The following is a 26,196-nucleotide window of genomic DNA, read 5'->3' as shown; positions in this document are numbered from 1 at the left end:
CCGACAGTCGGGCGCCTGAGACTGGCGGTCGGCAATCGATATTGGGGATCTATCACGGCTGTCAACGCGCCTCAACATTAAATGCTGACAAATGGTTATGAATTCTCTTGTGATTTGATATATTTGGCGCCTTCAAGGTGGCTGAGAGCGCCTTGTTGGTGCGATAGCGTCCAGGTCGCGGCGGGTTCGCCCGACAAAAAGAACGAGGTTAATGATGAGTTTCGCAGCAAACGGAAACCCCGAAGGGACGGGAGGGAGCGGTGCGACCCTGGCCGGCGGTCTGGGCAATCTGGGTTCGATTGCCGGAATGGCGGGACAACTGGGGGCGTTGACCGGTATGCCCGGTGCGGGGCTGCTTGGCGGGGCCGCGAGCGCGGTGCAACTGGCGCAGACCGGCTTGTCGTTGATGGGCAAGGCCCCGGAGTCGATTGCCGAAGCCATCAACAGCCTGACGGGCGGGCTTCCGCGTCTGACCCAGGACAATCGTTTCATCACGATCGAAACGCCGCTCGGTCCGGACGTGCTGCTGGTCAGCGCGGCGGTCATCGACGAACACGTCAATCAGCTGACCGAAACACATCTCGACCTGCTGTCCCATCGCAACAATATCGAACCCCAGGAAATTGTCGGGCAGCGGGTCAAGATCACGCTCGAGCCGCAGAGCCGCAATTTCAGTCTGACGCGCGTCGTGACGTCGGCAGCGGATACCGAGACGAAGCGATATTTCGACGGGTACGTCGCGTCGTTCGGCCGCGTCGGAAAATCGGGCTCGGTGACCCGTTACGAAATGTCGGTCGTGCCGTGGTTCTGGTTTCTGACACGCTCGACCGATTGCCGGATCTTCCAGAACCAGACGCCGCAGGACATCCTGACCGACATTTTCCGCGAGATGGGTTTTGCGGATTTCGAGTTCGCGATGCAGGGCGAGCGTCCGAAGCTCGAGTACATCGTCATGTACGACGAGTCGTACTACGGTTTCTGCTCGCGCCTGATGGAGCAGGAAGGGCTGATCTGGACGCTCCGCTACGAACAGGACAAGCACGTCCTCGTGATCGGCGACACCAACGCGGTGTTTCAGCCGATTCCGAACCTGAAGACGATTCCGTACGAAGCCAGCAGCGCCGCGAGCGAGCAGAACGGCATCGATCGATGGGATGAGGCGTTCAGCTTCCGGGTCGGCAAGATCACGTACCGGGATTTCAACTACAACCAGCCGTCCTCGCAACTGATGCACGTCGAGGTGCCGACGGTCAACCTGAAGCACCCGAACATCCAGACGACCGAGCGTTACCAGTTCCATTCGCTGTATGACCACGGCGACGACGGGCAACGTTACGCGTGCTACGCAATGGAAGCGGAAGAGGCGCTCGCGCATCGCTTCAACGGCGCGGGGCATGCGCACGGGATGACGACGAACGGGCGATTCACGCTGGTCAATCACGGCACGTCCACTTACAACAACAAGGACTTCGTGATCCTCCGCGTTCGTCATCAGGTGGCGAACGACTATACCCAGCAGACGTCGAAGCTGCCGTATCACAACACGTTCACGTGCCTGCCGATCGATATCCCGTTCAGGCCGGAGCGGCGTACGCCCAAGCCGCACATGCAGGGCACGCAGTCCGCGATCGTGGTCGGGCCGAAGGGCGAGGAAATTCACACCGACGGCAGCCGGGTCAAGCTGCATTTCATGTGGGACCGGCGCGGCAAGCTCGACGGTTCGGACTCGATGTGGGTGCGCGTGTCGCAACCGTGGGCCGGCAAGGGCTGGGGCGGATCGGCGATCCCGCGGATCGGCCAGGAGGTGCTCGTCTCGTTCAACCAGGGCGATCCGGACAACCCCATCGTCGTCGGGCGCGTGTTCAACGGCGATTCGGGCAACCCGTACCACGGCAGCGGCGGCCAGACGATGGGGATGCGCAGCCAGACGCACAAGGGCGATGGCTTCAACGAACTGCGCTTCTCGGACGTGAACGGGGCGCAGGAAGTCTTTCTGCATGCGCAGAAGGACATGAAAACGATCGTCAAGGACAGCGAGTCGCACACGGTCGAATCCGGCGCGCGGAGCGTGTCGGTGCTGAAAGGCGACGAGAGCAAGCATGTTGCGGAAGGCAACCTGTCGGAGAAGATCGCGAAAGCGCGTTTCACGACGGCCAACAGTGTCGGCGTGCAGGCGCTGGCCGGCGATGCGGGGCCGGGCAAGCAGAGCTATCAGGCGACGGACGAGATCGAGCATCGCGTGGGCGCGAGCATCGTCACGCTGAAGCCGGACAGCATCAAGCTGTCCCACGGCGCATCGAGCATCCTGATCAATCAGAGCGGCATCTTTCTCGACGGCCCGGTGATCCACCTGAACCAGGGGCTGTTCGTGACGCCCGAGCAGGCGATGGCGATCGAGTGGGCCAATCAGCAGGCGATCATCGCGGCGGGTCTCGCATCGGCCGATCCCAAGGTGCAGGCAGCGGCACGCAAGCTTCAGGCGACGGTCAAGGCGCAGCAGCTGGCCAAACTCGCGGGAGCCGTGTATGCGCCGGGTACGGCGCCGCCGGGATGGAAGAACGTGTCGAACGATCCGGAAGCGCTCAAGAAGTTCGGCCTGAGGCCGCAGGACTTGCAGATTCCCGGCAGCAACTTCGGTGCGCAGGCATACGTGCCCGATCCCGCGGTGTTCGGCGACAGCATGAAGCCTACCCTGGCCTTCAAGGGAACGCAGCCCACGGTCAAGGAAGACTGGTCGAACAACCTCAATCAGGGATTGGGCGACAACTCCCCGTACTACGATCGCGCGGTGACCATCGGCAAGAAGATCTACGGCTCCGGCAATGCAGGCGGCCTCGATCTCACCGGTCATTCGCTCGGCGGCGGGCTGGCTTCGGCGGCGTCCCAGGCCAGCGGCGCGGGCGCGACGACGTTCAACGCGGCCGGCCTCAATTCAGAAACGCTGCCGATGTACGGCGCAACACCGCGGGCGTCGGCCATCACGAACTACCGGGTCGACGGAGACATCCTGACCGGGGTGCAGGAAGGCAGGCTGGGCCCGATCAGCGACGTGACGTCGCAATTGATGCCCAAGGCTGCCGGTGAGCAGATCACCATCCCGGGTACCAGTTTGACGACCGTTCAGCGCCACATGATGGGGCAGGTGACGAGCGGGCTGGAAACGACCGTTGCCGATCAGCAGGCGTCGTTGCTGAGCCAACTTCAGGGACATTGATGAAATACAGCAAGGTCATCGCCGCGGGCGCGGTTGTCGCGGTAATCGGTTTGTCGTCGCCGTTCTGGTGGCCGACTCAAGCACAGGAAACAAAAATGGCAGACTTCAAGCGTTACCCGCCCGAAGACTTTTTCTCGGGATCGCAACTCGAGCTGGCGCGTGCCATTCGCGACGGAAATCTCGAGCAGGTCAAATCGCTTGCGACGCATACCGATCTGGCTGCGCCGGGCAACAAGAAGGCCACCCTGTTGTCGTTCGCGGTGCAGGAGGCGATTCCGGTGAAGACGGACGCCACGAACGTGCACTTCCAGATCGTCAGCGAACTGGTGCGGGACGGCGCGAAGCCCGAACAGCCGTTCGGCGAGAACGGCGCGAACGTCGCCTATCTGGCTGCGCGGGCCGACACGCCCAATCTGCTGAAAGCATTGCTGGCCGGCGGCATGAACCCGGATCTCAGGTACGACGGCGATACGCCGCTGCTCTTCGCAACCTGCAAGGACACGCTGTTGCCGCAAATGCGCGCGCTGGTCGAACACAAGGCCAACGTCAATCTGCGGGACTCGATGAAGGAAACCGCGCTCTACGAAGCGACGCGCCTGCGGCAGTGGGACGTCGTCGATTATCTGCTCGCGCATGGTGCCGATCCGTCGGTGAAGAACGACAACGGCCTCGCCTATTCGAAAGTCCTCGGCGACGAACTGCAGCAGACGCCGAAAGGCTCGCCGCAGCTGAGTCGCATCGAAGCCATTCACAAGCGTCTGGTCACGGCCGGCGTGCAGTAACGCAAGCCGCATGACGGCAGCGCCGGCTGCGGCTGTGCCGCCGGCGAACAGTTTCAATCCGGCGCCTGCCCCGACGGGCAGGCCGAACCGAGAAGAGCATGTCCGAATATCAGATGAACGACGCCGTCATTCAGTTGCCGGCGCACTTCAAAGACAAGACGATTCACCTGTTCACGGTCGATGAAGCAGGGAGCAGCGAATTCACGTTCGTGGTTTCGCGTGCGCCGATGGAGCCGGACGACACGGTCGATACGTTCGTGACGCGGCTCGTATCGGAGATGCGCAAGTCGCTTCCGCGTTTCGAATTGAAGCATCTGGACAATCGGGAAATCGACGGCGAAACCGCACGCGAAGTCGATTATCAGTGGGTGTCGGAAGGCACGCCGCTGCATCAGCGCCAGACGGTGGTGATGTCACCGAAGGCCGGGCGCGAGCGCGTGGCGATCAGTTTCATCGGTACCTGTCCGAAGTCGTTCACGGAGGACAAGAGCAAGGAGTACAAGAGCTTGCTCGAGAGTGTCGTGCTGGCCCGGCCCGACCGTGCGGCTTTCGTGCCGACCGCGCTCGGCCAGGACGAGGCGGGCATCGTCTTCGTGCTGCATGAGCCGAGCGCGACGTTGTACGCGCTCACCGGCCTGGCCGAACTGTTCCGGCACGACGTCACGGAAATGTTCGACGACACCGCGTTCTTCGGCCCGTCCGGTGAGCCGCTGGCGTTGCAACCTGCTCCGATCGGACAACCGGCGTGGAGAGCACTGGACGGCCGTCAGTTCGCGCTCTGGACGACGGATGCGCGCGAGCACGCGCCGCTGGGCGACCGGCTCGGCGGTGTGGCCGCGGTGAAGGGCATGACCGGCATGCAGAGCATCGAGGCCGTGCGTGCTTATCTGACCGCGGTTGCGAACGCGGGCTAACGGGGAGCGCGCGTGGATACATTGCTTGCTGCTGCGCGATTGGGCGATCCGATTGCGCATACGGCGTCCAAGGGATGGATGATTGCCGGGCTGATCGCCGGCGCGGTAATCGGGGCCGTGGCGGTGGTCGCAACGGGCGGCGCCGCGTTGACGGTGATTGCCGCAGTCGCGGCGGGCGCTGCCGCGGGCGGCGGGCTCGGCGAAGTGCTGGGCACGATGTCGTGGGCGCCCCGGCATGTCACGGGAAGTCTGATAAAGGGCTCACCCAACGTCTTCATCAACAGTCGCGCGGCGATGCGGGCCATCCTGAGCCTGGGTCTGTGCAGCGACCACGCGGGTCCGCCGCAGGTGGTCGCGCAGGGTTCGTCGACGGTCTACATCAACAGCCAGCCGGCGAGCCGCAAGGAAGACCGGATGATGTGCGGCGCGTTGATCAACGACGGATCGCCGAACGTGTTCATCGGTGGCCCGGCGGTCGGGGAGTTCAATCCCGAGATCCCGGCGTGGGTCAACTGGACGATGGCCGCGGTGGGCATTGCCGCCGCGGCCGTCCTTGCCGGGCCGGCGCTGGCGATTCTCGGCGCGGCCGGCGGTTTTTTCGGCGGTGAAGTTGGCGGATGGCTGGGCGGAAAGATTTTCGGCGAAGGTTCCGACGGGCAAAAGTGGTCGATGCTTGGAGGAAGCTTGCTGGGCGGGTTCGGGGCGGCGAAGGGCGCCGGGCTCGTCAGCGGGGCGAGGGGGGCGGGCTCCGTGGCGGGCGAACTGTCGGCGCTGGAGGCCACCGAAGGTGCCGCAGGCGCGACGGAGCAGCCGACGATTTCGTTGTTCGGGGTACGCGGTGGCGGGCGGACGCCCAACGCCGAAGGCGTGCAGCACCCGTATCAGTACACTGGTCACGTCGGGTATTCGTTCGACGGAGGCAAGACGATTTGGGGCTTTGGCCCGGCAGTGGGGGATGCGACCGCGGCGGATGTATTTGCTAATCTGAAGTCATCCGGCAGCTACCCCGGGCAACTGACTCAGGACCAGACGCCATTCTCCCTGATTGCAGAGAATCCGCTGCCGGCCCGTGGAGGGGGCGGCGCGCTGCAGACGGTATATGAGCAGAAGATACCGGTCACGCAAGAGCAGTATGAATCGATTCTGGCGGCGCACGAGGAACTGGTCGCGCGTGGGCCCATGGACGACATTCGATATCAATGGCCGCCCAAGTCCGGCGAATGGCCGGAAAACAACTATAACTGCGCAACATTCCCCGGCCGTCTCGGTATCCCCATTCCAGAGGCGACCGGAAAATTGCAGAACTACATGCCCGAACTCGAGAAGGTCGGGACGCCCTGGAAGCCCTGGAAGCCGTGAGATCGGGATCGATGAGTGAGAAAAAGGATTTCTATACCGTAGCCGCAGAGTCGTTCGATCTGGTGCTCGCGTCCGTTGTCGACGCCCCGGGTCCGCAAGTTTTTCGGGCGAAGGTCGAGCGCATCTATTCCAGCGGAAAAGGCATCACGCCGGATCTTCTCGGAGCGGAGATCACGTTCACCGGTGGTCCGCCGACTTGGGGTAACGTGGCGCTTCAAGTCGGGGAGCGTGCGCTCATGTTCGTGAGAGTGCAGGCCAGCGGGTTGAACGAGTATCCGTGGTGCGGGCACATGGTTCTGGAAGACATGGACGGTGAATTGGGTGCCAGGTTACATGTTTCGGAGTTGTGGCTGCGTGATGATTTCCCGGAGGCCGTGAAGGCTGCGGCGAGTCAGCATCCGACGTGGCGGAATGCGTCGATCGTCAAGTTCAGTGTGCTGGAGAGCTACCTGAAAGGCTTGATCGCGAGGTCCGCACGCTGAGCCGGATCGGTTTTCAGACGGTGAAGCGGATATTGGGAAAACGAAGTTTTTGGAGCTGAATGGAATGACCGACAAGAATCCCGATTTTTCACCGATTCGCATGCGCGCGCGCGGTTTCGTGTCGCAGGGGCGCATCGAGGATGCGCTCGGGCTATACGGCGACATCCTGAAAGTTGCGCCGGAAGACGCGGCGACGTATGCCGACCGCGGCACGACCTTCGCGATGATCAAGAAGACGGATCTCGCGTTGAACGATCTGAACCGCGCCATCGAGCTGGGGTACACGGATCCGTCGGCGTACTGCACGCTCGCGACGATTTTCCTCGAAGGCGGTGGCTACCAGAAGTCGCTGGAGTATTTCGACAAGGCGCTGAAGCTCAATCCCGATCAGCCCTTCGTCTATTTCAACCGCGCCCGCGTTTACGAGACGCTGGGCGATATCAAGGCTACGATTGCCGATCTGGAGCGGTGCCTGACCTACAACCCGGACGATGCGTTGTCCGCGAAGATCAAGGAAAGGGTGGCGCAGCTTCGCGCGCGTACGTAACGGCCGCCGCCGGGTGCGAAGTTTGCGGTATCTGGCCCGGAACTGTCCGGGCAAATTGCTTCCGGGGCCGTCGGGATGTTGAAGCGTGACAAGTTGCCGTACTCCGCGCTGCCGGCATCGTTGACGGCGTTGATTCCCGAGGCAGTTTTCTTGAAGGCGCTCGAGAGTGCCGAGTCCCAAACGATCATCGTCTGGTACGTCGACGCGAAAATCGGTCGTCAACATGAAGTCGAGTTTTCGCCGCAATTGGGGCGTCTGCTGTCACGCAACGAGCGCGAAGCACGATTTCCGCTGGAGCGGCGGATAGTTCTGCGAGATGGAATCCGGGTGCAAGTAGGTCATCGGCTCGAGGCCGCTACCGACGTTCGCTATGAAACCTATACCGCATACGATCCGGTGACCTCGTCGAGGCTTGCAGTTGGAGAGCAGATGTTCTTCATGCAGTTTCCGGCCGATCCAGAGACAGTCGTTCGGCAAGCAATCGAACAAGCGAGGTTCCCGGACACCTATGCGGGATGGAGTGCAATCGAGCGCACCCGCTATTGGGTTGGCGTGCTGTATCGCGCGCGACGCCAGACGGGCGAATCGGGAATCAGTGAAGACGAAGCTTTCCGGCCTGCGTTGCTGACGCAGATGAGAGCGGTGGATCCCGAGGTCGACGGCATACTTGTGGCGGTCCTCGCCGAGCTGGGTCGAATGGAAATGATCGGCCCGGAAGTGATGCGGGCTGCGTTCAATCAACGGACAGGCGCATCGATCTGATTGCCCGGCTGACGGACGTGCCGATGATCGAAGTGCCCGGATTGGCAAGTCGCATTCTCGGCGGTTCCCGATTGGCTGGCAGCAGAGCGGTGCCTGGCCTGCAACCCGGACGATGGATGCGTGTTCCGCGCGGATCAACGGCAGCGTGACGCAGCTGCGCGCGTCTATGTAACGACTGCCGGTTGCGGCTGACCAGAACGGCAGGGCACCGTGCATGGCGCGCGGCGCATCGCACCGCTACTGCAGATTCCCCCACCGGTCGACCGCCGGTTCCGCCGACGCCCACTTCCAGTGCGTGCCTTGCTGGCACGCATTCGCGAAATACCAGTCGGCCTTGTCGCCGTCCTTTACCGAGAACGTGAATTCCTTGCACAGCGCCAGCGGCGTCGAGTAAGCGCGCGCGACGCGCACTTCGCCTTCGCCGTTTTCCAGCGGCAGCGTGTTCTTCACCTTCCACGGCTTCACTTCGCCGACGGCCAGACTGCCGGCCACCTTCGCGATCGCGTCCTGCTGGTTCTGATGGAGCTGCTTCATCGTACGGTTGACGGCCTCGTCGGTCGCGGCCTGCACGGCGATCCCGACGCCGACGCCCACCGCCGGGTTCGCGGTGACGAGGCCCGTCGCCGCGCCGGCAAGTGCGCCGCTCGCCGCGCCGACCGACCCGCAGCCCGACAGCGCGGCGGTGGCCGCGCACAACGCGCCGATGGCCGCGATACGGATCGCGACGCTCATTGCAGCGCGCCCCAGCGTTCGGTCGCCGGTTCGGCCGACGCCCATTTCCACGCGGGGCCGTCGCGACAGATCGTGGCGACGTAGAACGCCGATTGCGCGGCCTTGTCGGCCTTCGCCGGCGTGTCGACCGCGAACACGATTTCCTTGCAGTCGAGCGGACCGACGCTGATCATCCGGCTGACCGTCACGCGACCCTGCTCGTCGTCCTCGATCGGGAACGAGTGGTGGGTCGACCACGGTGCGACGCCGCCGACGTCGAGCGGGCCGGCCGCCTTCGCGATCTGTTCCTGTGTGTAACGGTGTGCGACGCGCTGCGAGTACTGGACGCCAGCCCGCGCGCCGGCGACGGCGCCGAGACCGATGCCTGTCGCGACGGCCGCGTTGTTGGTGACCTTGGAAGCGATTGCGGCGCCCGCGATACCTGCGCCGGCTGTCGCGCCTTCGCTGTACAGCGAATTGCAGCCGGACAGCAGTGCGGCCGTGGCGATCGCGGCCAGCACGACGCGCGCCGGCATGGCCCGGCGCGGCGATTCGAAACGATTGTTCATCCCTGAGTGCAAGTCCTGTCTGGGTGAGCGGCGACGCGTGCACGCCCCGATGCCGCGTCATTGTTTCGCAATTGTCATAGGAGAACTGCAAAGCTTTGACAAATCGCCGGCCGGCGTACCGCGCGCGAACGCGCGGCGCTATTGTCGGATAGTTGATTGGTGAGGGGTCGAAACGTTACAAATTGAAGGTAATTGTTACCTCGGGATGCAAGGAACCGACCTAGACTGTTTTGTTATGGAATGTTTCTACGACGGCCTCGAGCCGCGCCACATATGAGACACCCAGCCATGCGCCGTTCGAAACGGTTGTCCCACCGGCCACCCGACGCCGGGGCAGGCCGCTCGCGTCCGCAGCCCGACGCACCACCGGCGCCGGCTGCTGGCAAGCCCGACGACACGCCGTCCGACGGCGATCACAACCAGGGCGGCGCTCGCCCGGAAGGGCTCGACTATCAACGCGACCTCGGCCAGGAGCAGGACGCTTGATTTCGTCGTCGCTGCATTCCACCGCCGTATTTCATCGCATTTCTCGGAACTGAATCGCCGCGCGGCCGCCTTCGGGCCGCCGTGTCCGCTCGGGTGCGCGTCGCGCGCCAGCCAATCGAATCGAGGAGGGGAAGCCGCATGAGCAGATTGATCGTGGTATCGAACCGTGTCGCCGCCGGCGAGGACACGCGCCCGAGCGCGGGCGGCCTGGCCGTCGGCGTGATGGACGCGCTGAAGGAAACGGGCGGCGTCTGGTTTGGCTGGAACGGCGAGATCGTCGGTGCGCCGGATGCCGAACCCGCGATCCAGCGGGACGGCAACGTGACCTATGCGACGGTCGGGCTGACCCGGCGCGACTACGACCAGTACTACCGCGGTTTCTCGAACGCAACGTTGTGGCCGGTGTTTCACTACCGCGGCGATCTCGCGCGCTTCGATCGTCAGGAGTACGCGGGTTATCTGCGCGTGAACGCGATGCTCGCGAAGCAGCTCGCCGCGCTGCTGCGGCCCGACGACCTGATCTGGGTACACGACTACCACCTGCTGCCGTTCGCGCATTACCTGCGCGAGCTCGGCGTGAAGAACCCGATCGGCTTCTTCCTGCACATCCCGTTTCCGTCGCCCGACATGCTGCGCCTCGTGCCACCGCACGAGGAGCTCGTGAAGTTCATGTGCGCGTACGACGTCGCGGGCTTCCAGACCGAGAGCGACAAGCGGGCATTCACCGACTACATCGAGCGGCGCGGAATCGGGGCGGCGAGCGATGACGGGATGTTGCATGCGCACGGCCGCGTCGTGAAGGTCGCGGCCTATCCGATCGGCGTGCATCCCGACGCGATCGCGCAGGCGGCCGTCCAGTACGGCACGCGCAAGCCGGTGAAGATGCTGCGCGAGGCGCTCGACGGCCGCAAGCTTGTGATGAGCGTCGATCGCCTCGATTACTCGAAGGGGCTCGTCGAGCGCTTCCAGTCGTTCGAGCGGATGCTCGCGAACGCGCCGGGCTGGCAGGGGCGCGTGTCGCTGTTGCAGATCGCGCCGCCGACGCGTTCCGACGTGCAGACTTACCAGGACATCCGCGAAACGCTCGAAGGCGAAGCCGGCCGCATCAACGGCCGTTTCTCGCAGCTCGACTGGACGCCGATCCAGTACCTGAACCGCAAGTACGAGCGCAACCTGCTGATGGCGTTCTTCCGGATGTCGCAGGTCGGCTACGTGACGCCGCTGCGCGACGGGATGAATCTCGTCGCAAAGGAGTACGTCGCGTCGCAGGATCCGGCCGATCCGGGCGTGCTCGTGCTGTCGGAGTTCGCGGGCGCGGCGGCCGAGCTGACGGGTGCGCTGCTCGTCAATCCGTACGACCTGTCGCAGATGGCCGAGGCGCTCGAACGCGCACTGTCGATGCCGCTCGCGGAGCGGCAGGCACGTCACGAGGAGAACCTCGCGCGGCTGCGCGAGAACGACCTCTCGGTGTGGCGCGACACGTTCGTTGCCGACTTGCGCAGTGTCGCGGCGGCTGCGTCGGTCACGCAACGTGCGGGCCGGCGGGTTGCACATGCGTGACGTCACGCCGGGCGCGGGTGCCGACGAGGAAGCGGACGACGAAGCAACCGGCCGCTTCTTCGTCGTGACGGGCGGCCCGGGTTCGGGCAAGAGCACGTTGCTCGATGCGCTCGAGCGCGCCGGATTCGCGCGCTCGCAGGAGGCCGGGCGCGGTGTGATCCGCGACCAGATGGCCGTCGACGGCCTTGCGCTGCCGTGGCGCGACCCGGCCGCGTTCGCCGAGCTGATGCTGAGCTGGGAAATGCGCTCGTACCATCTCGCGCGGCAGGCGCGCGGGCCCGTGTTCTTCGATCGTGGCGTGCCGGACGTGGTTGGCTACCTGCGGCTGACAGGTTTGGCGGTACCCGCGCATGCGGAGGCCGCGGCCCGCCGCTTCCGCTATCACCGGCGCGTGTTCATCGCGCCGCCGTGGCCCGAGATCTATGCGCAGGACACCGAGCGCCGGCAGGATTTCGCGGAAGCCGAGCGTACCTATGACGCGATGGTCGATTGCTACACGTCGTACGGCTACCGGCTGATCGAATTGCCGCGCGCGAGCGTGAAGGCGCGCGTGCGCTTCGTGATGGACGCGCTCGACGCCGCATGACGCGAGCGGCGCGAGGCGGTGTCAGGTCGCCGTGTCCGGCCGTGGCGACGTGATGCGCAGCATGCTGACGACGGCCGCCACTGCCGCGAACGCCGTGGCGACATAGAGCGCGATCGTCGGACCGCGATCGGGCGAGAGCCCGAAAATCAGCGCGACCAGCGCGGCGCCGAGCGTCTGGCCCGACAGGCGCGCGGTGCTCAGCATGCCGCCCGCTCCGCCGCTTCGCTCGCGCGGCGCCGACGACAGCATTGCGCGGTTGTTCGGCGACTGGAACAGCCCGAAGCCCGCGCCGCACAGCGCCATCCGCCACACGATGTCGACGGTGCCCGGATGCGCACCGATCGTCGCGAGCGACAGCAATCCGGCCGCGAACAGCGCGAGCCCGATGCCGCCGAGGATACCGGCCGAATAGCGATCCGACAGCACACCCGCGAGCGGTGCCGCGAACACGATCACGAGCGGCCACGGTGTCATGTAGAGACCCGTGTCGACCTGCGAGAAGCCGAGCGAGTTCTGCAGCCAGAACGGCAGGGCGACGAACGCGAGCATCTGCGACGTGAACGACGCCATCGACGTGTAGATCGACAGCGCGAACATCGGGATGCGCATCAGGTCGACCGGCAGGAGCGGCGCCGGTTGCGACAGCTGGCGCTTCACGAAGAAGTAGCCGACGACGAACGCAACGGCCAGCTCGGCCGCGACGTACGCGTGACCTTCGCCGTGCCCGAGCCCGTCGACGGCCGTGATCAGCAGGCCGAACACGCATGCGTTCATCAGCGCGCTCAGGAAGTCGTACGGCGCGTCGTGCAGCGGGTTGGCCGGCAGCGCGCGCAGGCTACCGAGTACCGCGGCGATGCCGATGGGGACATTGACCGCGAACAGCCACGGCCACGACGCGAACGACAGGATCGCGGACGCGACCGTCGGCCCGATCGCCGACGACAACGCAACGACCATCGCATTGATCGACAGCCCGCGCCCGAGCATCGACGACGGGTAGATCATTCGCACGAGCGCCGCGTTGACGCTCATGATGCCGGCCGCGCCGAACCCCTGGATCACGCGCATCACGGCCAGCATCGGCAGCGAGCCGGCGAGCGCGCAGCCGAGCGAGGCCGCGGTGAAGAGCGCGAGCCCGGCGATGTAGATGCGGCGATAGCCGATGCGCTCGCCGAGCGACGCGAGCGGCAGCAGCGTGATCGTGACCGCGAGCTGGTACGCGTTGACGATCCAGATCGATGAGGCGTCGGAGGCATGCAGGTCGCGCGCGATGGTCGGCAGCGCGACGTTCGCGATGGCGCCGTCGAGGACGGCGAGCGTGATGCCCAGGGCGACGCAGACGATCGCCCAGTAGCGTTGCGGAAGCGGCAGGCCGGTATCGGCGTTCATGACGGGAGCGAGAGCGTGGTTGTCCGCGCGCCCGGTTGCCGGTTGCGTGCGCAACCATGCGGAAGGGTGGAGGCGGCGATGAACGGCCCGGCCGGCGCAGCGGCACCGGGACGGGGCCGGTCGAGTGTATCACCGGGCTGCGTGACGCGACGCCGGCACGTGCGGCTGCAGGCCGGCGTGCGCAATCAGCCTTCGAAGTCGAGACCGCCGAGCCGCACGAGCGGGTCGGCCTGCGTGCGCGACGCGAGATCGATCTCGCGTGCGCCCTGCCATGCGCCGAGCTTTCTCGGCAGCGCGGCCAGGTAGTGCTCGAAGCGCTGCGGGCCGTCCGGTTCCATCAGCCGCTCGATCTCGTCGGTGTCCCAGGTCAGCTCGAGGTTCAGCGGATGCTCGAAGCCGCTCACATGCTCGTGCGGCGCGCTGCGGATCTGCACGCGCGTCGGATGCCCGTGACCGCCGTACGGGACGACGTCGGTCAGCACGTGCTCGGCGAAGTAGGCGGCGATCGCCTGTGCGATGCGCGGGGCGAATTCGGTATCGAAACGGCGGGCGGTTTCGGGCTGCATGAAGGCGTCTCCTGTATGCCGAAAATCGTAGCACGGGGATGACGCGTTTCGGTGTGCGCGATAACGGTAATCGCGCGTTACCACTTGCTGCATCTATTACGGCCGCGCACCGCCACAATGCATCGCATCCAGTACCACTTCGCGTGGGAGTCCATCATGAAAAAGATTGCCGCAGTGTGTGTCCTCGCCGGTTCGCTCGCCGTGGCGGGCCCGGCGTCCGCGCATGGCCGCGACGGCGGCGCCGTCATCGGCGCATTGATCGGCGGCGCGGTGCTGGGCGCGATCGTGACGTCCGCGATGAATCCGCCCGTCGCGTATCAGGCGCCCGTGTACCAGGCACCGGCCTATCAGCCGCCGACGTATTACCAGGCGCCTGCGTACCAGCAGCCTGCGTATCCGACGTATCAGCAGGCGCAGTACCAGGACGACGGCCCGAACTATTGCTACGACCGCTACCAGCGTGCATACGTGTGCGGCGCGCCGGTGCAGGGCGGCTACGCGCAGCCGGCCGGCTGGTAAGCCGGCGCACACGACGCCTGGACGGGCAGGGCGCCGGCAGGCCGGCACCCGCCGATGGTCATTCGCCGGACCGGACGACAAAAGGCCCTCGCTTCATGCGAGGGCCTTTGCTTTTGCGCGGCCACCGGTTCGGCTGCGTGACGCGCGACCGGCCATCGGCGGGCCGCACGCGGATACAAACGGTTGCAATTGCGCGTCAGTGGCGATGGCCGCCACCGCCGTCACCGCGCCCACCGCCATCGTTCCAGTCGCCGCGGCGTCCGCCGCGCCCCCAGCCATTGCCGCGGTTGCCGCGATCGCCGTCCCAGCGGTGGTAGTCGCGCCGGCCGCGATCCCAGTCGCGTCCGCCGCCACCGCCCCAGATGTTGACCGTGCCGTACACGGGGGACGGCGCGTACGCGTAGCCGGGATCGGAATAGTAGGGCTGCCCGTAGCCGTATCCGGCGTCCGGGGCGACGACGCAGCCGGCCAGCAGGGTGGCGACGCCGGCGGCAGCAATGAGCTTCAGCATGATGTTCTCCGTTGGTTGCCGTATAAGTACCGCGCACGGGAACCGGCGACTGTTTGCAATTGTGTCTGCAAATTACAGCTCCGTAAGGTCCTGATGCGAAAGTGTTAGCATCCGGGGCTCATTTGTTTTTCAGGAGCACATCGATGAAATTCGCGATCCGGGCCGCACTGGCCGCTTTCTGCGTAACGACTGCCGCCGCGTGCGTGGCGGGCCCCGCATCGGCGCCCGCCGTGCCGGCCGAGTCGATCAAGATGTTTCCGCAGGCAGCGGCCGGCCAGCAGCGCGTCGTGATCGGGCTGCCCGCGCTCGAGAACGAGGGCGATGCCCGCGTCGAGCTGATGATCGGCAAGACGCTGCAGACCGACTGCAACCAGCAGTGGTTCGGCGGCGAGCTGAGCGCAGAGGACGTGAAGGGCTGGGGTTATACGTACTACCAGCTCACCGACGTGAAGGGCCCGGCCTCGACGCTGATGGCGTGCCCGGGCCAGGCGCCGCAGCAACGCTTCGTGCAGGTGCGCGGTGACGGCCAGCTGCTGCGCTACAACAGCCGCCTGCCGCTCGTCGTCTATGTACCGGACGGCTTCGAGGTGCGCTATCGCGTGTGGCATGCGTCGAAGGACGTGCAGCACGCGGCGAAGCAGTAACCCGCCGGTGCGGTCGCGCGCGGCGGGGTCCTGCCGCTACGCGCCGCCCGTGCTGCTCGCACCGACGAGCGCCGGCCATGCGGCCAGCGCGGCCTGTGCGACGGCCTCCAGATCGCGGCGGCTCGCGCCGTCGCGCGCCTGGATCGACATGCCCTGCTGAACCGTCACGTAGTAGCGGGCAATCGCGTCGAGGTTCGCGTGTACCGAGATCTCGCCGGTTGCGACGCCTTGCCGGAGGCGCTCCCGCAGCGCCTCCACCGTACCCTCGCGCATCGCGATCAGCGTTTGCCGGACCGTATCGGAGCGTTCGGCCGGATGCAGCGCCGACAGCACGACCAGGCAGCCGGCCGGTTTCGAGCGCCGCGTGAATACGCGTGCGGTATTCATCAGGTAGTTTTGCATCGCGTCGTGCGCGTTGCCCGCGCGTTCGACACCCTCCCAGATTTCCCGTCCTTCCGTGGCGCCGTAGCGATCGAGCGCCTGCCGGAACAATGTCTCCTTGCTTCCGAATGCCGCATACAGGCTTGGCGACGCGATGCCCATCGCGGCCGTTAGGTCCGTCATCGACGCACCCTCGTAGCCGAGGCGCCAGAACACCTCCATCGCGCGATCCAGCGCCGCTTCCTTGTCGAAGCTCCTCGGTCGGCCTCGTTCAGCCATTGCATCCGTCCCATCGTCGATATCTGTATCGATCGATAAAATAAATCAATTGACTGTGCGGCGCAACTTGCCACATTCTGTGTTGGTCGTTACATAAATGAGGAAAGGAACCGACATGAACCGACTTCAGGGCAAACGTGCACTCATCACGGGCGGCAGCCGCGGCATCGGCGCAGCGATCGCGAAACGGCTGGCGGCCGATGGTGCGGACGTTGCGATCACCTACGAAAAATCGGCCGAGCGGGCGCAGGCCGTTGTCGCGAGCATCGAGGCGCTGGGGCGTCGTGCCGTCGCGATCCAGGCCGACAGCGCAGATCCGGTTGCCGTGCGCAATGCGGTCGACCGCGCGGCGGAGACGTTCGGCGGGCTCGACATTCTCGTCAACAACGCGGGGATTTTCCGGGGGAGTGCGCTGGATGACCTCACGCTCGACGATATCGACGCGACGCTGAACGTGAACGTGCGCGCGGTGATCGTCGCGTCGCAGGCGGCGGCGCGGCATCTCGGGGAGGGCGGGCGCATCGTGTCGACCGGCAGTTGCCTCGCGACGCGCGTGCCCGATGCGGGGATCAGCCTCTATGCGGCGAGCAAGGCCGCGTTGATCGGCTGGACGCAAGGGCTCGCGCGCGACCTCGGCTCGCGCGGCATCACGGTCAACATCGTGCATCCGGGGTCGACGGATACCGACATGAATCCGGCGGACGGCGAACATGCGAGCGCGCAGCGTTCGCGGATGGCGATTCCGCAGTACGGCAAGGCCGATGACGTGGCTGCGCTCGTGGCGTTCGTCGTCGGGCCGGAAGGGCGGTCGATCAACGGGACCGGGTTGACGATCGACGGCGGTGCGAACGCGTAAAGGCCGATGGCCGGCGTGAGCTGGCCGGGTGGCGATGCGTTCGTTGTTCGTGATTCGTTACTGGCAGCCGAGGCGCTGATGCTCGGCTTCCAGGTCGGCCCGTTTGTCGTAGGCGCGCAGTTCGTTGCGCGGTTTGCCGTCCGGGCCCATTCCGCGCACGATCTTCTGGCCACGGTCGGGTGAGTGCGTTACCGCGTCGATGCCCGCGGCCAGTTCACGGCAGCGGGCGTTGGAGGATGAGGGCGCCTGATGCGGTGCTGCCGCGGCTGTGACGTTGGCGATGCCTGGGCTGACGTAGCGCTGTTTGGCGGGGGCCGTGCCGGTATCGGCGGCGTTTGCCGTGCCGGCCATCACTGAAAGCGCGGCGAGCGCCGCGATCGTTCGAATCATTGGAGAAGTCCGTTTGCTGAACTGAAGAAGGTTCGGAATTCTACGCAATGTGCGGTGTAGGTCTGCGGCGAATGGGGGCGGTGCGGTCGCGTGTCGCAGGTCAGGGTGAAGACTTGATTGCATCGCCGGCCGTGTGCGTGGCTGCACGCGCGCACAACGTTCGCGAAACGCCGAACAGCAAAAAGCCCGCTTGCTTTCGCAGAGCGGGCTTCGGCATTTGGTTGCGGGGGTAGGATTTGAACCTACGACCTTCGGGTTATGAGCCCGACGAGCTGCCAGACTGCTCCACCCCGCGGCGCGAAGTGTACTAGGGCTGATGCGAGGAGTCAAACGATTCCGGAAGATGGCCGGCCGATCCGCTCGATGTCGAAGACGAAGCGCACAACGAGTATCGCCTGGACCTTGGGCTGCCGGCACACGATGCTGGTTCTGGAAGCGCTTCACGTTCCTCGCGCGAGCAGGCACACATGGCTATGCCGCCCGTCATTTGTGTGCCTGCGCGGTCCGATGGGGACGATCGGTGATGGCCGACGCGTTTCTCGCCGGCCATGCGACGATCTTTGGGCGACGGCCGTCGCGAAGACGACAGGCGGATTGACCGGCCCGGTTGGGGCACTACGGAGATGCGGGCAACGTCGGCGTCTTGCGCAGCTCGAACCAGTAGTGGCTTATTTCATCGTCCGGGACGTTGAATCGCCCGAGCCACGCCTCGGTCGCTACAGCGGTGTTGAGCATCGGAGCAGTGCTGTCGAGCGTCCCGTCCTGCAGGGTATCGAGGGTGTCGACAACGATCCGCCGCAGCGCGTGATTCAACAGCACATATGCTGCGGGAGGAGAGACGGGGACCCCGGGCCCATTGGACACGCCGGATTCCGGTGCAACGCCAGCCTGAATGATCGAGCCTCCGTCACCCAGTGGATGACGGCCGAACCAGTCTGGCGGGAGCGCAAGCGACGACGCGCCGCCGGCCGCCTCGACCAACTCGGCGTCGAGCGCGTTCAGCCAGTCGACCGTCTTGATTTTCGTATAGAGCTTGCGGACATTCGAGCGCATCGGATCGCCGACGTCGATGCCCGGACCGAAGCGGCGTGCGTAGAAGTATTCGCTGGCTTCATTCGGCCGGCGGCCCATCGGCGGTACGTTGACGGCAAGCCCACCGTGGCCGCTGATCGTCGGTAATGCTTCGGCAAACGCTCGAAACAGCGTTTCGAATACGCCGGGGCGGTGTGTGACAAATGCACGCGGTACCGTGAAGGCCAGGCCATCGAGCCCGCGTCTTCGCGCTGCCTTCTTTTCGCTGAGCGCGAACACGGTGAAGTCATAGAACCCGGTGGCGAGTTTGTGCTCGGCGTTGGTCATCGCAACCGCAAGGGTTTCGTCAGCCGGAACGCTTGCAGCAAGGTGTTCGAATCCCGGAGCCTTGTCGTACGGGATCGGCTCTTCGCCCTCGGCGTAGAACCAGCATAGCGGTCCGGACTGTGACTGAGTTTGGCCGTTCGCCACTTCGAGTGCGTGCTGATACTCCTCGATCGCCGCGCTGTACTGCTTGAAGCAGCGCACTAGCGTTTGCCGAACCTCCGGGGTGAAGCCGTTGCGGAAGTAGAGCACACCCCGCACTACGAGAGCGGCGCCGGTGATCGCTTTTTGGTAAGCGGGTTCGTAAAGCCCGAAGGGCATGGTGTCCACGCGGCGCGGATCCTTTGCCCAAGCTGCAATTTCGTCGTTCGTCATGGCGTTAAAACGGACCGGCAGGTATAGGAGATGACGGACCGGGTCCCGGCCCGATCACGGGTGGGAGTGCCGGGCCTCCGGGGGCGCTGCTACTGCCGTCGAACAAGTCATCGAGCTCGGATTGTCGCGCGGATCGTGTTGAGCGCGAAGTTTTCTTCTGACCGTCGTCGTCCCCACATCCGCAGTCTGCTGCGCCGAGGTGGACAAACTTCGAGGGGCTGCCTGCAATTTCGATATAGTCGTCCTCCTGATCGGGACCGTAGCTGTCGCCGGGGAACTTCATTTCCACAACGGTCTTGATGTTCGATTGCACTGGAGGTATCGACGGGTCGTTCACGATAACAACGTCAGGGCGGCGGATGTCTCCCTTCTCGTACTTTTCCCCTTGCTTGGCCACACGTCTTTTATCCACCGGCGAATGCCCGTGTTGGGCTCCAGCGGTTCGTCATGGTCCATGATCGGCTCGGGCGGATCCGTCGTCATGTCGTAAGGCTGCTCCGGACGGTATGCCGTTGGAACGCCTGTCTGCATCTTCGACACTTCATTCGGTAGCCCAAGGCGCATCTCTACACATCGCTGTCGCTGAATGGTTCCGGCTTTCGTCGCGACGCCGATCCGTCTGCATTCGAAAAATGTGTGGCACAGAACCTTTCGATCCTTCGCGGAGAGCTTGGACGCGCTAAAACCTACCTGTGTTGTCTGGCCATTCGTGCTTGAGCCCCCGGTTGATGACCCCGGGGAATAGCCGCCGCTCACGCCTCGCTTCCGGGCTGATGGAACGACAGCGATGCCGCTTGGTGGCTGTTGAGCCAGCCTGTGTGGCCGCTCGCGTCAGTCACGCCTTGAATCGTTCGGCCGTCTGCTGATGTCACCATGTACGGGTGATTGCCGATCGGCACGCGCGTCTTGTCGTCGAGGAGCTGGAAGCGACCACGATATGCACCGTCGTCTTGCGTGGCGGTTGTCGCGAACACGCTCTTGCCGCCGCCGACCGATCCGCCTGCGCTGGACGTCGGCTCAACCGTGGCCGTTTCCTGCGATGCGATGAGCGTCGCGCCGCAGGCGGTCATGTCGCCTTCCGTTGCGACCGCTCGGCCGCCGAACGTCATGCTGCGAACCCGGACAGCAACGATTGGATAGACGCCGCCGCATTTCGGACACGACACCATGTCACCCTCCAGTGCCAGTGGCTTGCCGTAGGCGGTGTTGGTCGACGTGCAGACGAGCACGCGACCGCCGTGGGACGTTGTATCGCCCTCTCGAATGAATGATGAGCCCATGCTTGGTCCTCTCAGGTAAACCCGAGCGGAATGTAGCACGGGCTGAATCGGCCCTTGTCCTGCCAAGTTTGACGGGGGCTGGACTCGTGACGCGTAGGGAGACGGCGGTGCGTGGTCAGCTCATACAACTTCGTGTTTTTTGCGGCGTGCAGCGTAGTGCGCATCACACCCGCGCTTTCTCTCTAGCCGAGGCACCCCCAGGGGGCATTTTCATACCGAAATTCACGCGGCCGGCAATGTGGTGCCAACTCTCAAAAATCAGTGGGGGCAAGCGGGATTTCTTGTGAATCTTGGGGAGGTTTGGGGCTTGGCTGGTCCCCCCGACAGGAATCGAACCTGTATCTAGCGCTTAGGAGGCGCTTGTTCTATCCATTGAACTACGGGGAGAGCCATGTCCGGGCAATCGCGCGAAAAAACGCGAACCGGACGGCGGTGTGGACAGCGCGCAGAGTATAGCAAAGGCGCGGCGCGTCGGCGGGGCGGAATGCGCACCGACGCGCGTATCGCGTGATCAGCCGCGATCGGAACGGGAAATCAGAAATCGACGACGACGAAATCTTCCTTGCCCACGTCGCACAGCGGGCAGCGCCAGTCGGCGGGAATGTCGGCGAAACGCGTGCCGGCGGCGATGCCTTCGTCGGGCAGCCCTTCCTCTTCGTTGTAGACCCACCCGCAAATCAGGCAGACCCAGCTCTGGTATTCGGTTACTTCGCTCATGTGACGCTCGGGAAAATGGAAATTCGATGATGCCGTCTGCGGCCTGGCCGGCGGACGAAAGGCGCAATGGTACCGGAATTTCGCCGAACGCCTCCGCAACGTCGTTTTAAACGTACGCATCGCGAACAAGTCGATCGAAACACACATGCCGTGTGTGCGGTGTATCCTTCCCGGGCTGTCCAATCATAAGGAGAATGCGATGCTGAACAGAAAGTGGATCGCGGGTGCGATGTGCGTGGCGGCGATGGCCGTATCGACGGTCGCGCGGGCCGAGGCGCGCGTGTTTTTCGTTGAACCGGCGGACGGCGCGACGGTGTCGAACCCGGTGCACGTGAAGTTCGGTCTGGAAGGCATGGAGCTTCGGCCGGCCGGCGACATGACGCCGAACACCGGTCATCACCACTTGCTGATCGACGGCCGGCCGATCCCGAAGGGCGACGTGATTCCCGCGAGCGAACGTTCGCTGCACTTCGGCAAGGCACAGACCGAAACCGACATCAAGTTGCCGCCGGGCCAGCACACGCTGACGCTGCAGTTCGGCGACGGCGCACATCGGTCGTACGGCCCCGAACTGAGCCAGACCATCAGCGTCAACGTCAAGTAAGCGGTCACACCCGCGCGGACATCCCGGCCATCCCTGCAACAGGGATGCGCCCGCCCGCTGCCGGGTGCCTGCGACCCGCGCGCGGCGGCCGCCCACCGGCCGTCGCGGTCGATCTTGCGGCATTATCCGTCCGGCCATGCCGGTGGCGGCGTCCGCGCCCGGTACAATGGGTGCTTCCGATTCCTCTCTCCGCCGTCTCCCCATGTCGCTCTATTCCATTACCGGCGCGCAGCTCGCGTTCGGTCACGTCGCGTTGCTCGATCACGCGGATTTCTCGCTGGAAGCCGGCGAGCGCGTCGGCCTGATCGGCCGCAACGGTGCGGGCAAGTCGTCGCTGCTGAAGATCGTCGCCGATCTTGCCAAGCCTGACGACGGGCTGATCACGCGCCAGCAGGAGCTCGTGACCGTCTACGTGCCGCAGGAGCCCGAGTTCGAACCGGGCGCGACGGTGTTCGACGCGGTTGCGTCGGGGCTCGCGCATACGCGCGAACTGCTCGAAGAATACGATGCGATTGCGCACCGCCTTGCGGATATACCGGAAGGTGCCGAGCACGATGCGCTGCTCGCGCGGATGAACGCGCTGCAGTCGTCGCTCGATGCGCACGACGCGTGGAGCTGGCGCACGCGCGTGTCGATGACGCTCGCGCAGATCGGCCTGCTCGACGGCGACGCAAGCGTCGATGCATTGTCGGGCGGGATGCAGAAGCGCGTCGCGCTGGCGCGTGCGCTGGTGCTGCAGCCCGACGTGCTGCTGCTCGACGAACCGACCAACCACCTCGACTTCGACGGCATCCGCTGGCTGGAAGAGCTGCTCGTCTCGCAGCGCGCGGGCCTGCTGTTCATCACCCACGATCGCGCGTTCCTCGACCGCGTCGCGACGCGGATCGTCGAGCTCGATCGCGGCCGGCTGCTGTCGTATCCGGGCAATTTCTCCGCGTACCAGACGCGCAAGGCGCAGCAGCTCGAAGTCGAGCGCGTGGAAAACGACAAGTTCGACAAGTTGCTCGCGCAGGAAGAAGTGTGGATCCGCAAGGGGGTCGAGGCGCGCCGCACGCGCAGCGTCGGCCGCATCGCGCGGCTCGTGCAGATGCGCAACGAGCGCGCGGAGCGCCGCAATTCGCAGGGCAACGTGAGGCTCGACGTCGCGCAGGGCGAGAAGTCCGGCAAGATCGTCGCGGAGCTGACCGACGTGACGAAGCGCTATGGCGGCCGCACGGTCGTCGACCGTTTCACGACGACGGTCATGCGCGGCGACAAGATCGGCTTCGTCGGCCCGAACGGTGCGGGCAAGACCACGCTGCTCAAGCTGATCCTCGGCGAGCTGAAGCCGGACGAAGGCACGGTGCGCACCGGCACGAACCTGCAGGTCGCGTATTTCGACCAGATGCGTGCGCAGCTCGACCAGGACAAGAGCCTCGCGGATACGATCAGCCCCGGCAGCGAATGGGTCGAGATCGGCGGCGTGCGCAAGCACGTGATGAGCTATCTCGGCGATTTCCTGTTCGCGCCGGAACGCGCGCGGTCGCCGGTGAAGTCGCTGTCGGGCGGCGAGCGCAATCGTCTGCTGCTCGCGCGCCTGTTCGCGCGTCCGGCTAACGTGCTGGTGCTCGACGAACCGACCAACGATCTCGACATCCCGACGCTCGAACTGCTCGAAGAACTGCTGGCCGACTACGACGGCACGGTGCTGCTGGTCAGCCACGATCGCGCATTCCTCGACAACGTCGTGACGTCGGTGATCGCGGCCGAGGGCGACGGCAAGTGGCGCGAATACGTCGGCGGCTTCAGCGACTGGCAGATCCAGAGCGAGCGTTCGGAGCAGCTCGCGCAGCAGGAAGCCGCGAAGCGCGCGGTCAAGGAAGCGGCGCCGGTGAAGGAAGACCCGGCGAAGAGCGCCGCGGGCCGCAACGCGCAGCGCACGGTGAAGCTGTCGTTCAACGAGCAGCGCGAGCTCGATTCGCTGCCGGAGAAGATCGCCTCGCTCGAGGACGAGCAGAAGACGATCAATGCGCAGCTCGAGGACGGCTCGATTTTCGCGAAGGATCCGCAGGAAGGCACGCGCCTGACCGAGCGCTTCGCGGCGATCGACGATGAATTGCTCGCCGCGCTCGAGCGGTGGGAAACGCTCGAGGCGAAGCGCAAGCCGGCGTGACGCGTGCGGCGCGCGCCAATCCCGCCATTGGCGCGCCACGCGGAACCAGTAGAATACCGCGCGTTCAGGGTCGCGCAGCGCACGCCGCGCGCCCGCTTTCGGAGCAGTCCAAGCACACCGTTGTTTCGATTCGCTTTTTTACGGAACTCAACGTTTTGTCCACGACGTTATCCACACGAGGTGTGGACAACGTCCCGATGAATGACGAAATTCAGCGCCTATGTCAACGAAGAAACCCAGCGCGGCCTATAGCGAAGCATCGATCAAGGTGCTCAAGGGTCTCGAGCCGGTCAAGCAGCGGCCCGGCATGTACACCCGTACCGAGAATCCGCTGCACATCATCCAGGAAGTCATCGACAACGCGTCCGACGAGGCGCTCGGCGGCTACGGCAAGCAGATCACGGTGACGCTGCATGCCGACCAGTCGATCTCGGTCGAGGACGACGGTCGCGGGATCCCGTTCGGCATGCACCCCGAAGAAGGCGTGCCGGTCGTCGAAATCGTGTTCACGCGCCTGCACGCAGGCGGCAAGTTCGACAAGGCCGCCGGCGGCGCCTATACATTCTCGGGCGGCCTGCACGGCGTCGGCGTGTCGGTGACGAACGCGCTCGCGACGCGCCTCGACGTAACGGTGTGGCGCGACGGCAAGATCGCCGAGCTTGGCTTCGCCGAAGGCGACGTCGTCAAGCCGCTCGCGACGCAGGGCGCGGGCCGCGGTGAAAAGAAATCCGGCACGCGCGTGCAGGTGTGGCCGAATCCGAAGTACTTCGATTCGCCGAACCTGCCGCTCGGCGAGCTGCAGCGTCTGCTGCGCTCGAAGGCCGTGCTGCTGCCGGGCGTCGAGGTCGTGCTCGTCAACGAGAAGAGCGGCGAGCGCCAGACGTGGAAATATGAAGACGGCCTGCGCGGCTACCTGCTCGACGAAATGAACGGCAGCGAACTGCTGATCCCGCTGTTCGAAGGCGAGCGGTTCGCCGATTCGCGTTCGGGCGACGATACGTTCGCCGAAGGCGAGGGCGCGTCGTGGGTCGTCGCGTGGAGCGAGGAAGGTTCGCTCGTGCGCGAGTCGTACGTGAACCTGATCCCGACGCCGGCCGGCGGCACGCATGAATCCGGCCTGCGCGACGGCCTGTACCAGGCCGTGAAGAGCTTCGTCGAGCTGCACAACCTGCAGCCGAAGGGCGTGAAGCTGCTCGCGGAAGACGTGTTCGCACGCGTGTCGTTCGTGCTGTCCGCGAAGGTGCTCGATCCGCAGTTCCAGGGGCAGATCAAGGAGCGCCTGAACAGCCGCGACGCGGTGAAACTCGTGTCGTCGTTCTCGCGCCCGGCGCTCGAGCTGTGGCTGAACCAGCACGTCGAGCACGGCAAGAAGCTCGCCGAACTCGTGATCAAGCAGGCGCAGGCGCGCACGCGCGCGGGCCAGAAGGTCGAGAAGCGCAAGAGCTCGGGCGTCGCGGTGCTGCCCGGCAAGCTGACCGACTGCGAGACCGAGGATATTGCGCGCAACGAACTGTTCCTCGTCGAGGGCGACTCGGCGGGCGGCTCCGCGAAGATGGGCCGCGACAAGGAATACCAGGCGATCCTGCCGCTGCGCGGCAAGGTGCTGAACACGTGGGAAACCGAGCGTGACCGCCTGTTCGCGAACAACGAGGTGCACGACATCTCGGTCGCGATCGGCGTCGATCCGCACAGCCCCGACGACACCGTCGACCTGTCGAACCTGCGCTACGGCAAGATCTGCATCCTGTCGGATGCGGACGTCGACGGCTCGCACATCCAGGTGCTGCTGCTCACGCTGTTCTTCAAGCATTTCCCGCAACTGATCGAGCGCGGCCACGTGTGCGTCGCGCGGCCGCCGCTGTTCCGCGTCGACGCGCCCGCGCGCGGCAAGAAGGCCGCGCAGAAGCTCTATGCGCTCGACGACGGCGAACTCGAAGCGATTCTCGACAAGCTTCGCAAGGACGGCGTGCGCGAGACCCAGTGGAGCATCAGCCGCTTCAAGGGCCTCGGCGAAATGAGCGCCGAGCAGCTGTGGGACACGACGATGAACCCCGATACGCGCCGCCTGATGCCCGTGAAGCTCGGCGAGCTCGACTACGAGGCGACCGTCGCGCGCATGACGATGCTGATGGGCAAGGGCGAGGCAGCCGCGCGGCGCGGCTGGCTCGAGGAAAAGGGCAACGACGTCGAAGCGGATATCTAAGC

Annotated in this window: 27 protein-coding genes and 2 tRNA genes; 16 read left to right on the top strand and 13 right to left on the bottom strand. The window is 65.0% G+C overall.

Annotation, left to right across the window (positions count from 1 at the left end; all coding sequences use genetic code 11):
- Positions 1-214 precede the first annotated feature (214 nt).
- From tssI to BLA15945_RS16415, 7 genes are all read left to right on the top strand, one after another.
- Entirely contained in the window at positions 215-3,214 is a 3,000-nt protein-coding gene (gene tssI, locus BLA15945_RS16445; RefSeq protein WP_059236657.1) for a type VI secretion system tip protein TssI/VgrG, read from the top strand.
- 95 nt (positions 3,215-3,309) lie between these two features.
- Entirely contained in the window at positions 3,310-3,996 is a 687-nt protein-coding gene (locus BLA15945_RS16440; RefSeq protein WP_226196671.1) for an ankyrin repeat domain-containing protein, read from the top strand.
- A gap of 98 nt (positions 3,997-4,094) precedes the next feature.
- Positions 4,095-4,910, top strand: a complete 816-nt coding sequence (locus BLA15945_RS16435) for a DcrB-related protein (protein ID WP_059233494.1) — start codon at positions 4,095-4,097, stop codon at positions 4,908-4,910.
- Between the two features lie 12 nt (positions 4,911-4,922).
- The gene (locus BLA15945_RS16430) at positions 4,923-6,269 is read left to right on the top strand and encodes a PAAR domain-containing protein (protein WP_196486591.1); all 1,347 of its coding nucleotides are present in this window, start codon (positions 4,923-4,925) and stop codon (positions 6,267-6,269) included.
- 11 nt (positions 6,270-6,280) lie between these two features.
- Positions 6,281-6,751, top strand: a complete 471-nt coding sequence (locus tag BLA15945_RS16425; protein ID WP_059233495.1) for a hypothetical protein — start codon at positions 6,281-6,283, stop codon at positions 6,749-6,751.
- 64 nt (positions 6,752-6,815) lie between these two features.
- Positions 6,816-7,298 carry a tetratricopeptide repeat protein gene (locus BLA15945_RS16420; protein WP_174992935.1) on the top strand — a complete coding sequence of 161 codons (483 nt, stop codon included), beginning with the start codon at positions 6,816-6,818 and terminating at the stop codon, positions 7,296-7,298.
- Between the two features lie 75 nt (positions 7,299-7,373).
- Positions 7,374-8,060: a hypothetical protein gene (locus BLA15945_RS16415; RefSeq protein WP_174992934.1), complete on the top strand. Its 687-nt coding sequence runs from the start codon at positions 7,374-7,376 to the stop codon at positions 8,058-8,060.
- Between the two features lie 237 nt (positions 8,061-8,297).
- Here the strand turns inward: BLA15945_RS16415 and BLA15945_RS16410 are convergent, their stop codons facing one another.
- Both BLA15945_RS16410 and BLA15945_RS16405 read right to left on the bottom strand, forming a co-directional pair.
- Complete coding sequence (locus BLA15945_RS16410) at positions 8,298-8,792, bottom strand: hypothetical protein (protein ID WP_059233498.1); 495 nt, start codon at positions 8,790-8,792, stop codon at positions 8,298-8,300.
- Positions 8,789-9,340, bottom strand: a complete 552-nt coding sequence (locus tag BLA15945_RS16405) for a hypothetical protein (protein WP_059233499.1) — start codon at positions 9,338-9,340, stop codon at positions 8,789-8,791. The genes BLA15945_RS16410 and BLA15945_RS16405 overlap by 4 nt, the downstream gene beginning before the upstream one ends.
- Before the next feature lie 288 nt (positions 9,341-9,628).
- Here BLA15945_RS16405 and BLA15945_RS16400 point away from each other — a divergent pair, with 288 nt between their 5' ends.
- The 3 genes from BLA15945_RS16400 to BLA15945_RS16390 all read left to right on the top strand — a co-directional run bounded on the left by BLA15945_RS16400 (position 9,629) and on the right by BLA15945_RS16390 (position 11,972).
- Positions 9,629-9,826 carry a hypothetical protein gene (locus BLA15945_RS16400; protein ID WP_174992933.1) on the top strand — a complete coding sequence of 66 codons (198 nt, stop codon included), beginning with the start codon at positions 9,629-9,631 and terminating at the stop codon, positions 9,824-9,826.
- A 138-nt stretch (positions 9,827-9,964) separates the two neighbouring features.
- Positions 9,965-11,386: an alpha,alpha-trehalose-phosphate synthase (UDP-forming) gene (gene otsA / locus BLA15945_RS16395; RefSeq protein ID WP_174992932.1), complete on the top strand. Its 1,422-nt coding sequence runs from the start codon at positions 9,965-9,967 to the stop codon at positions 11,384-11,386.
- A complete protein-coding gene (locus tag BLA15945_RS16390) occupies positions 11,379-11,972 on the top strand; it encodes an AAA family ATPase (RefSeq protein WP_174992931.1) in 594 nt (197 codons plus the stop codon). The genes otsA and BLA15945_RS16390 overlap by 8 nt, the downstream gene beginning before the upstream one ends.
- A gap of 21 nt (positions 11,973-11,993) precedes the next feature.
- Here BLA15945_RS16390 and BLA15945_RS16385 read toward each other — a convergent pair whose 3' ends face one another.
- Both BLA15945_RS16385 and BLA15945_RS16380 read right to left on the bottom strand, forming a co-directional pair.
- Positions 11,994-13,361 carry an MFS transporter gene (locus BLA15945_RS16385; protein WP_059233502.1) on the bottom strand — a complete coding sequence of 456 codons (1,368 nt, stop codon included), beginning with the start codon at positions 13,359-13,361 and terminating at the stop codon, positions 11,994-11,996.
- 185 nt (positions 13,362-13,546) lie between these two features.
- Positions 13,547-13,927 carry a DUF5594 family protein gene (locus BLA15945_RS16380; protein WP_059233503.1) on the bottom strand — a complete coding sequence of 127 codons (381 nt, stop codon included), beginning with the start codon at positions 13,925-13,927 and terminating at the stop codon, positions 13,547-13,549.
- A 117-nt stretch (positions 13,928-14,044) separates the two neighbouring features.
- Between BLA15945_RS16380 and BLA15945_RS16375 the strand changes: the two genes are divergently transcribed.
- Positions 14,045-14,446: a hypothetical protein gene (locus BLA15945_RS16375; protein ID WP_059233504.1), complete on the top strand. Its 402-nt coding sequence runs from the start codon at positions 14,045-14,047 to the stop codon at positions 14,444-14,446.
- Between the two features lie 196 nt (positions 14,447-14,642).
- Here the strand turns inward: BLA15945_RS16375 and BLA15945_RS16370 are convergent, their stop codons facing one another.
- A complete protein-coding gene (locus BLA15945_RS16370) occupies positions 14,643-14,957 on the bottom strand; it encodes a hypothetical protein (protein WP_034190701.1) in 315 nt (104 codons plus the stop codon).
- Positions 14,958-15,100: 143 nt separating this feature from the next.
- Here BLA15945_RS16370 and eco point away from each other — a divergent pair, with 143 nt between their 5' ends.
- Positions 15,101-15,601, top strand: coding sequence for a serine protease inhibitor ecotin (gene eco / locus BLA15945_RS16365; RefSeq protein ID WP_059233505.1), 501 nt, complete (start codon positions 15,101-15,103; stop codon positions 15,599-15,601).
- A 36-nt stretch (positions 15,602-15,637) separates the two neighbouring features.
- On the opposite strand, the gene BLA15945_RS16360 is transcribed toward eco, so the two are convergent.
- Positions 15,638-16,261: a TetR/AcrR family transcriptional regulator gene (locus BLA15945_RS16360; RefSeq protein WP_174992930.1), complete on the bottom strand. Its 624-nt coding sequence runs from the start codon at positions 16,259-16,261 to the stop codon at positions 15,638-15,640.
- A 115-nt stretch (positions 16,262-16,376) separates the two neighbouring features.
- Between BLA15945_RS16360 and BLA15945_RS16355 the strand changes: the two genes are divergently transcribed.
- Positions 16,377-17,117, top strand: a complete 741-nt coding sequence (locus BLA15945_RS16355; RefSeq protein ID WP_059233507.1) for an SDR family NAD(P)-dependent oxidoreductase — start codon at positions 16,377-16,379, stop codon at positions 17,115-17,117.
- A 57-nt stretch (positions 17,118-17,174) separates the two neighbouring features.
- Here the strand turns inward: BLA15945_RS16355 and BLA15945_RS16350 are convergent, their stop codons facing one another.
- The 7 genes from BLA15945_RS16350 to BLA15945_RS16320 form a co-directional block, all read right to left on the bottom strand.
- A complete protein-coding gene (locus tag BLA15945_RS16350; protein WP_059233508.1) occupies positions 17,175-17,507 on the bottom strand; it encodes a hypothetical protein in 333 nt (110 codons plus the stop codon).
- A 218-nt stretch (positions 17,508-17,725) separates the two neighbouring features.
- A tRNA-Met gene (locus tag BLA15945_RS16345) sits at positions 17,726-17,802 on the bottom strand.
- Between the two features lie 320 nt (positions 17,803-18,122).
- Positions 18,123-19,238, bottom strand: coding sequence for a DUF3396 domain-containing protein (locus tag BLA15945_RS16340; protein WP_059233509.1), 1,116 nt, complete (start codon positions 19,236-19,238; stop codon positions 18,123-18,125).
- A 4-nt stretch (positions 19,239-19,242) separates the two neighbouring features.
- Positions 19,243-19,635 carry a VRR-NUC domain-containing protein gene (locus BLA15945_RS37695; RefSeq protein WP_233464241.1) on the bottom strand — a complete coding sequence of 131 codons (393 nt, stop codon included), beginning with the start codon at positions 19,633-19,635 and terminating at the stop codon, positions 19,243-19,245.
- A 355-nt stretch (positions 19,636-19,990) separates the two neighbouring features.
- Positions 19,991-20,518, bottom strand: a complete 528-nt coding sequence (locus tag BLA15945_RS16330; RefSeq protein WP_059233510.1) for a PAAR domain-containing protein — start codon at positions 20,516-20,518, stop codon at positions 19,991-19,993.
- Positions 20,519-20,830: 312 nt separating this feature from the next.
- Positions 20,831-20,905, bottom strand: a tRNA-Arg gene (locus BLA15945_RS16325).
- Positions 20,906-21,052: 147 nt separating this feature from the next.
- Complete coding sequence (locus BLA15945_RS16320; RefSeq protein ID WP_174992929.1) at positions 21,053-21,235, bottom strand: rubredoxin; 183 nt, start codon at positions 21,233-21,235, stop codon at positions 21,053-21,055.
- A 199-nt stretch (positions 21,236-21,434) separates the two neighbouring features.
- On the opposite strand from BLA15945_RS16320, the gene BLA15945_RS16315 reads away from it, so the two are divergent.
- The 3 genes from BLA15945_RS16315 to parE all read left to right on the top strand — a co-directional run bounded on the left by BLA15945_RS16315 (position 21,435) and on the right by parE (position 26,194).
- Positions 21,435-21,839, top strand: a complete 405-nt coding sequence (locus BLA15945_RS16315) for a DUF4399 domain-containing protein (RefSeq protein WP_059233511.1) — start codon at positions 21,435-21,437, stop codon at positions 21,837-21,839.
- A gap of 202 nt (positions 21,840-22,041) precedes the next feature.
- On the top strand, positions 22,042-23,991 hold the full coding sequence (locus tag BLA15945_RS16310) for an ATP-binding cassette domain-containing protein (RefSeq protein WP_059233512.1): 1,950 nt from the start codon (positions 22,042-22,044) through the stop codon (positions 23,989-23,991).
- A 220-nt stretch (positions 23,992-24,211) separates the two neighbouring features.
- Positions 24,212-26,194: a DNA topoisomerase IV subunit B gene (gene parE, locus BLA15945_RS16305; RefSeq protein ID WP_174992928.1), complete on the top strand. Its 1,983-nt coding sequence runs from the start codon at positions 24,212-24,214 to the stop codon at positions 26,192-26,194.
- Positions 26,195-26,196: the final 2 nt, after the last annotated feature.

It is taken from the genome of Burkholderia arboris (assembly GCF_902499125.1).
Classification (GTDB): domain Bacteria; phylum Pseudomonadota; class Gammaproteobacteria; order Burkholderiales; family Burkholderiaceae; genus Burkholderia; species Burkholderia arboris.
The sequence above is the reverse complement of the archived record's forward strand: the minus strand, read 5'-3'. Positions and strand labels throughout refer to the sequence as shown.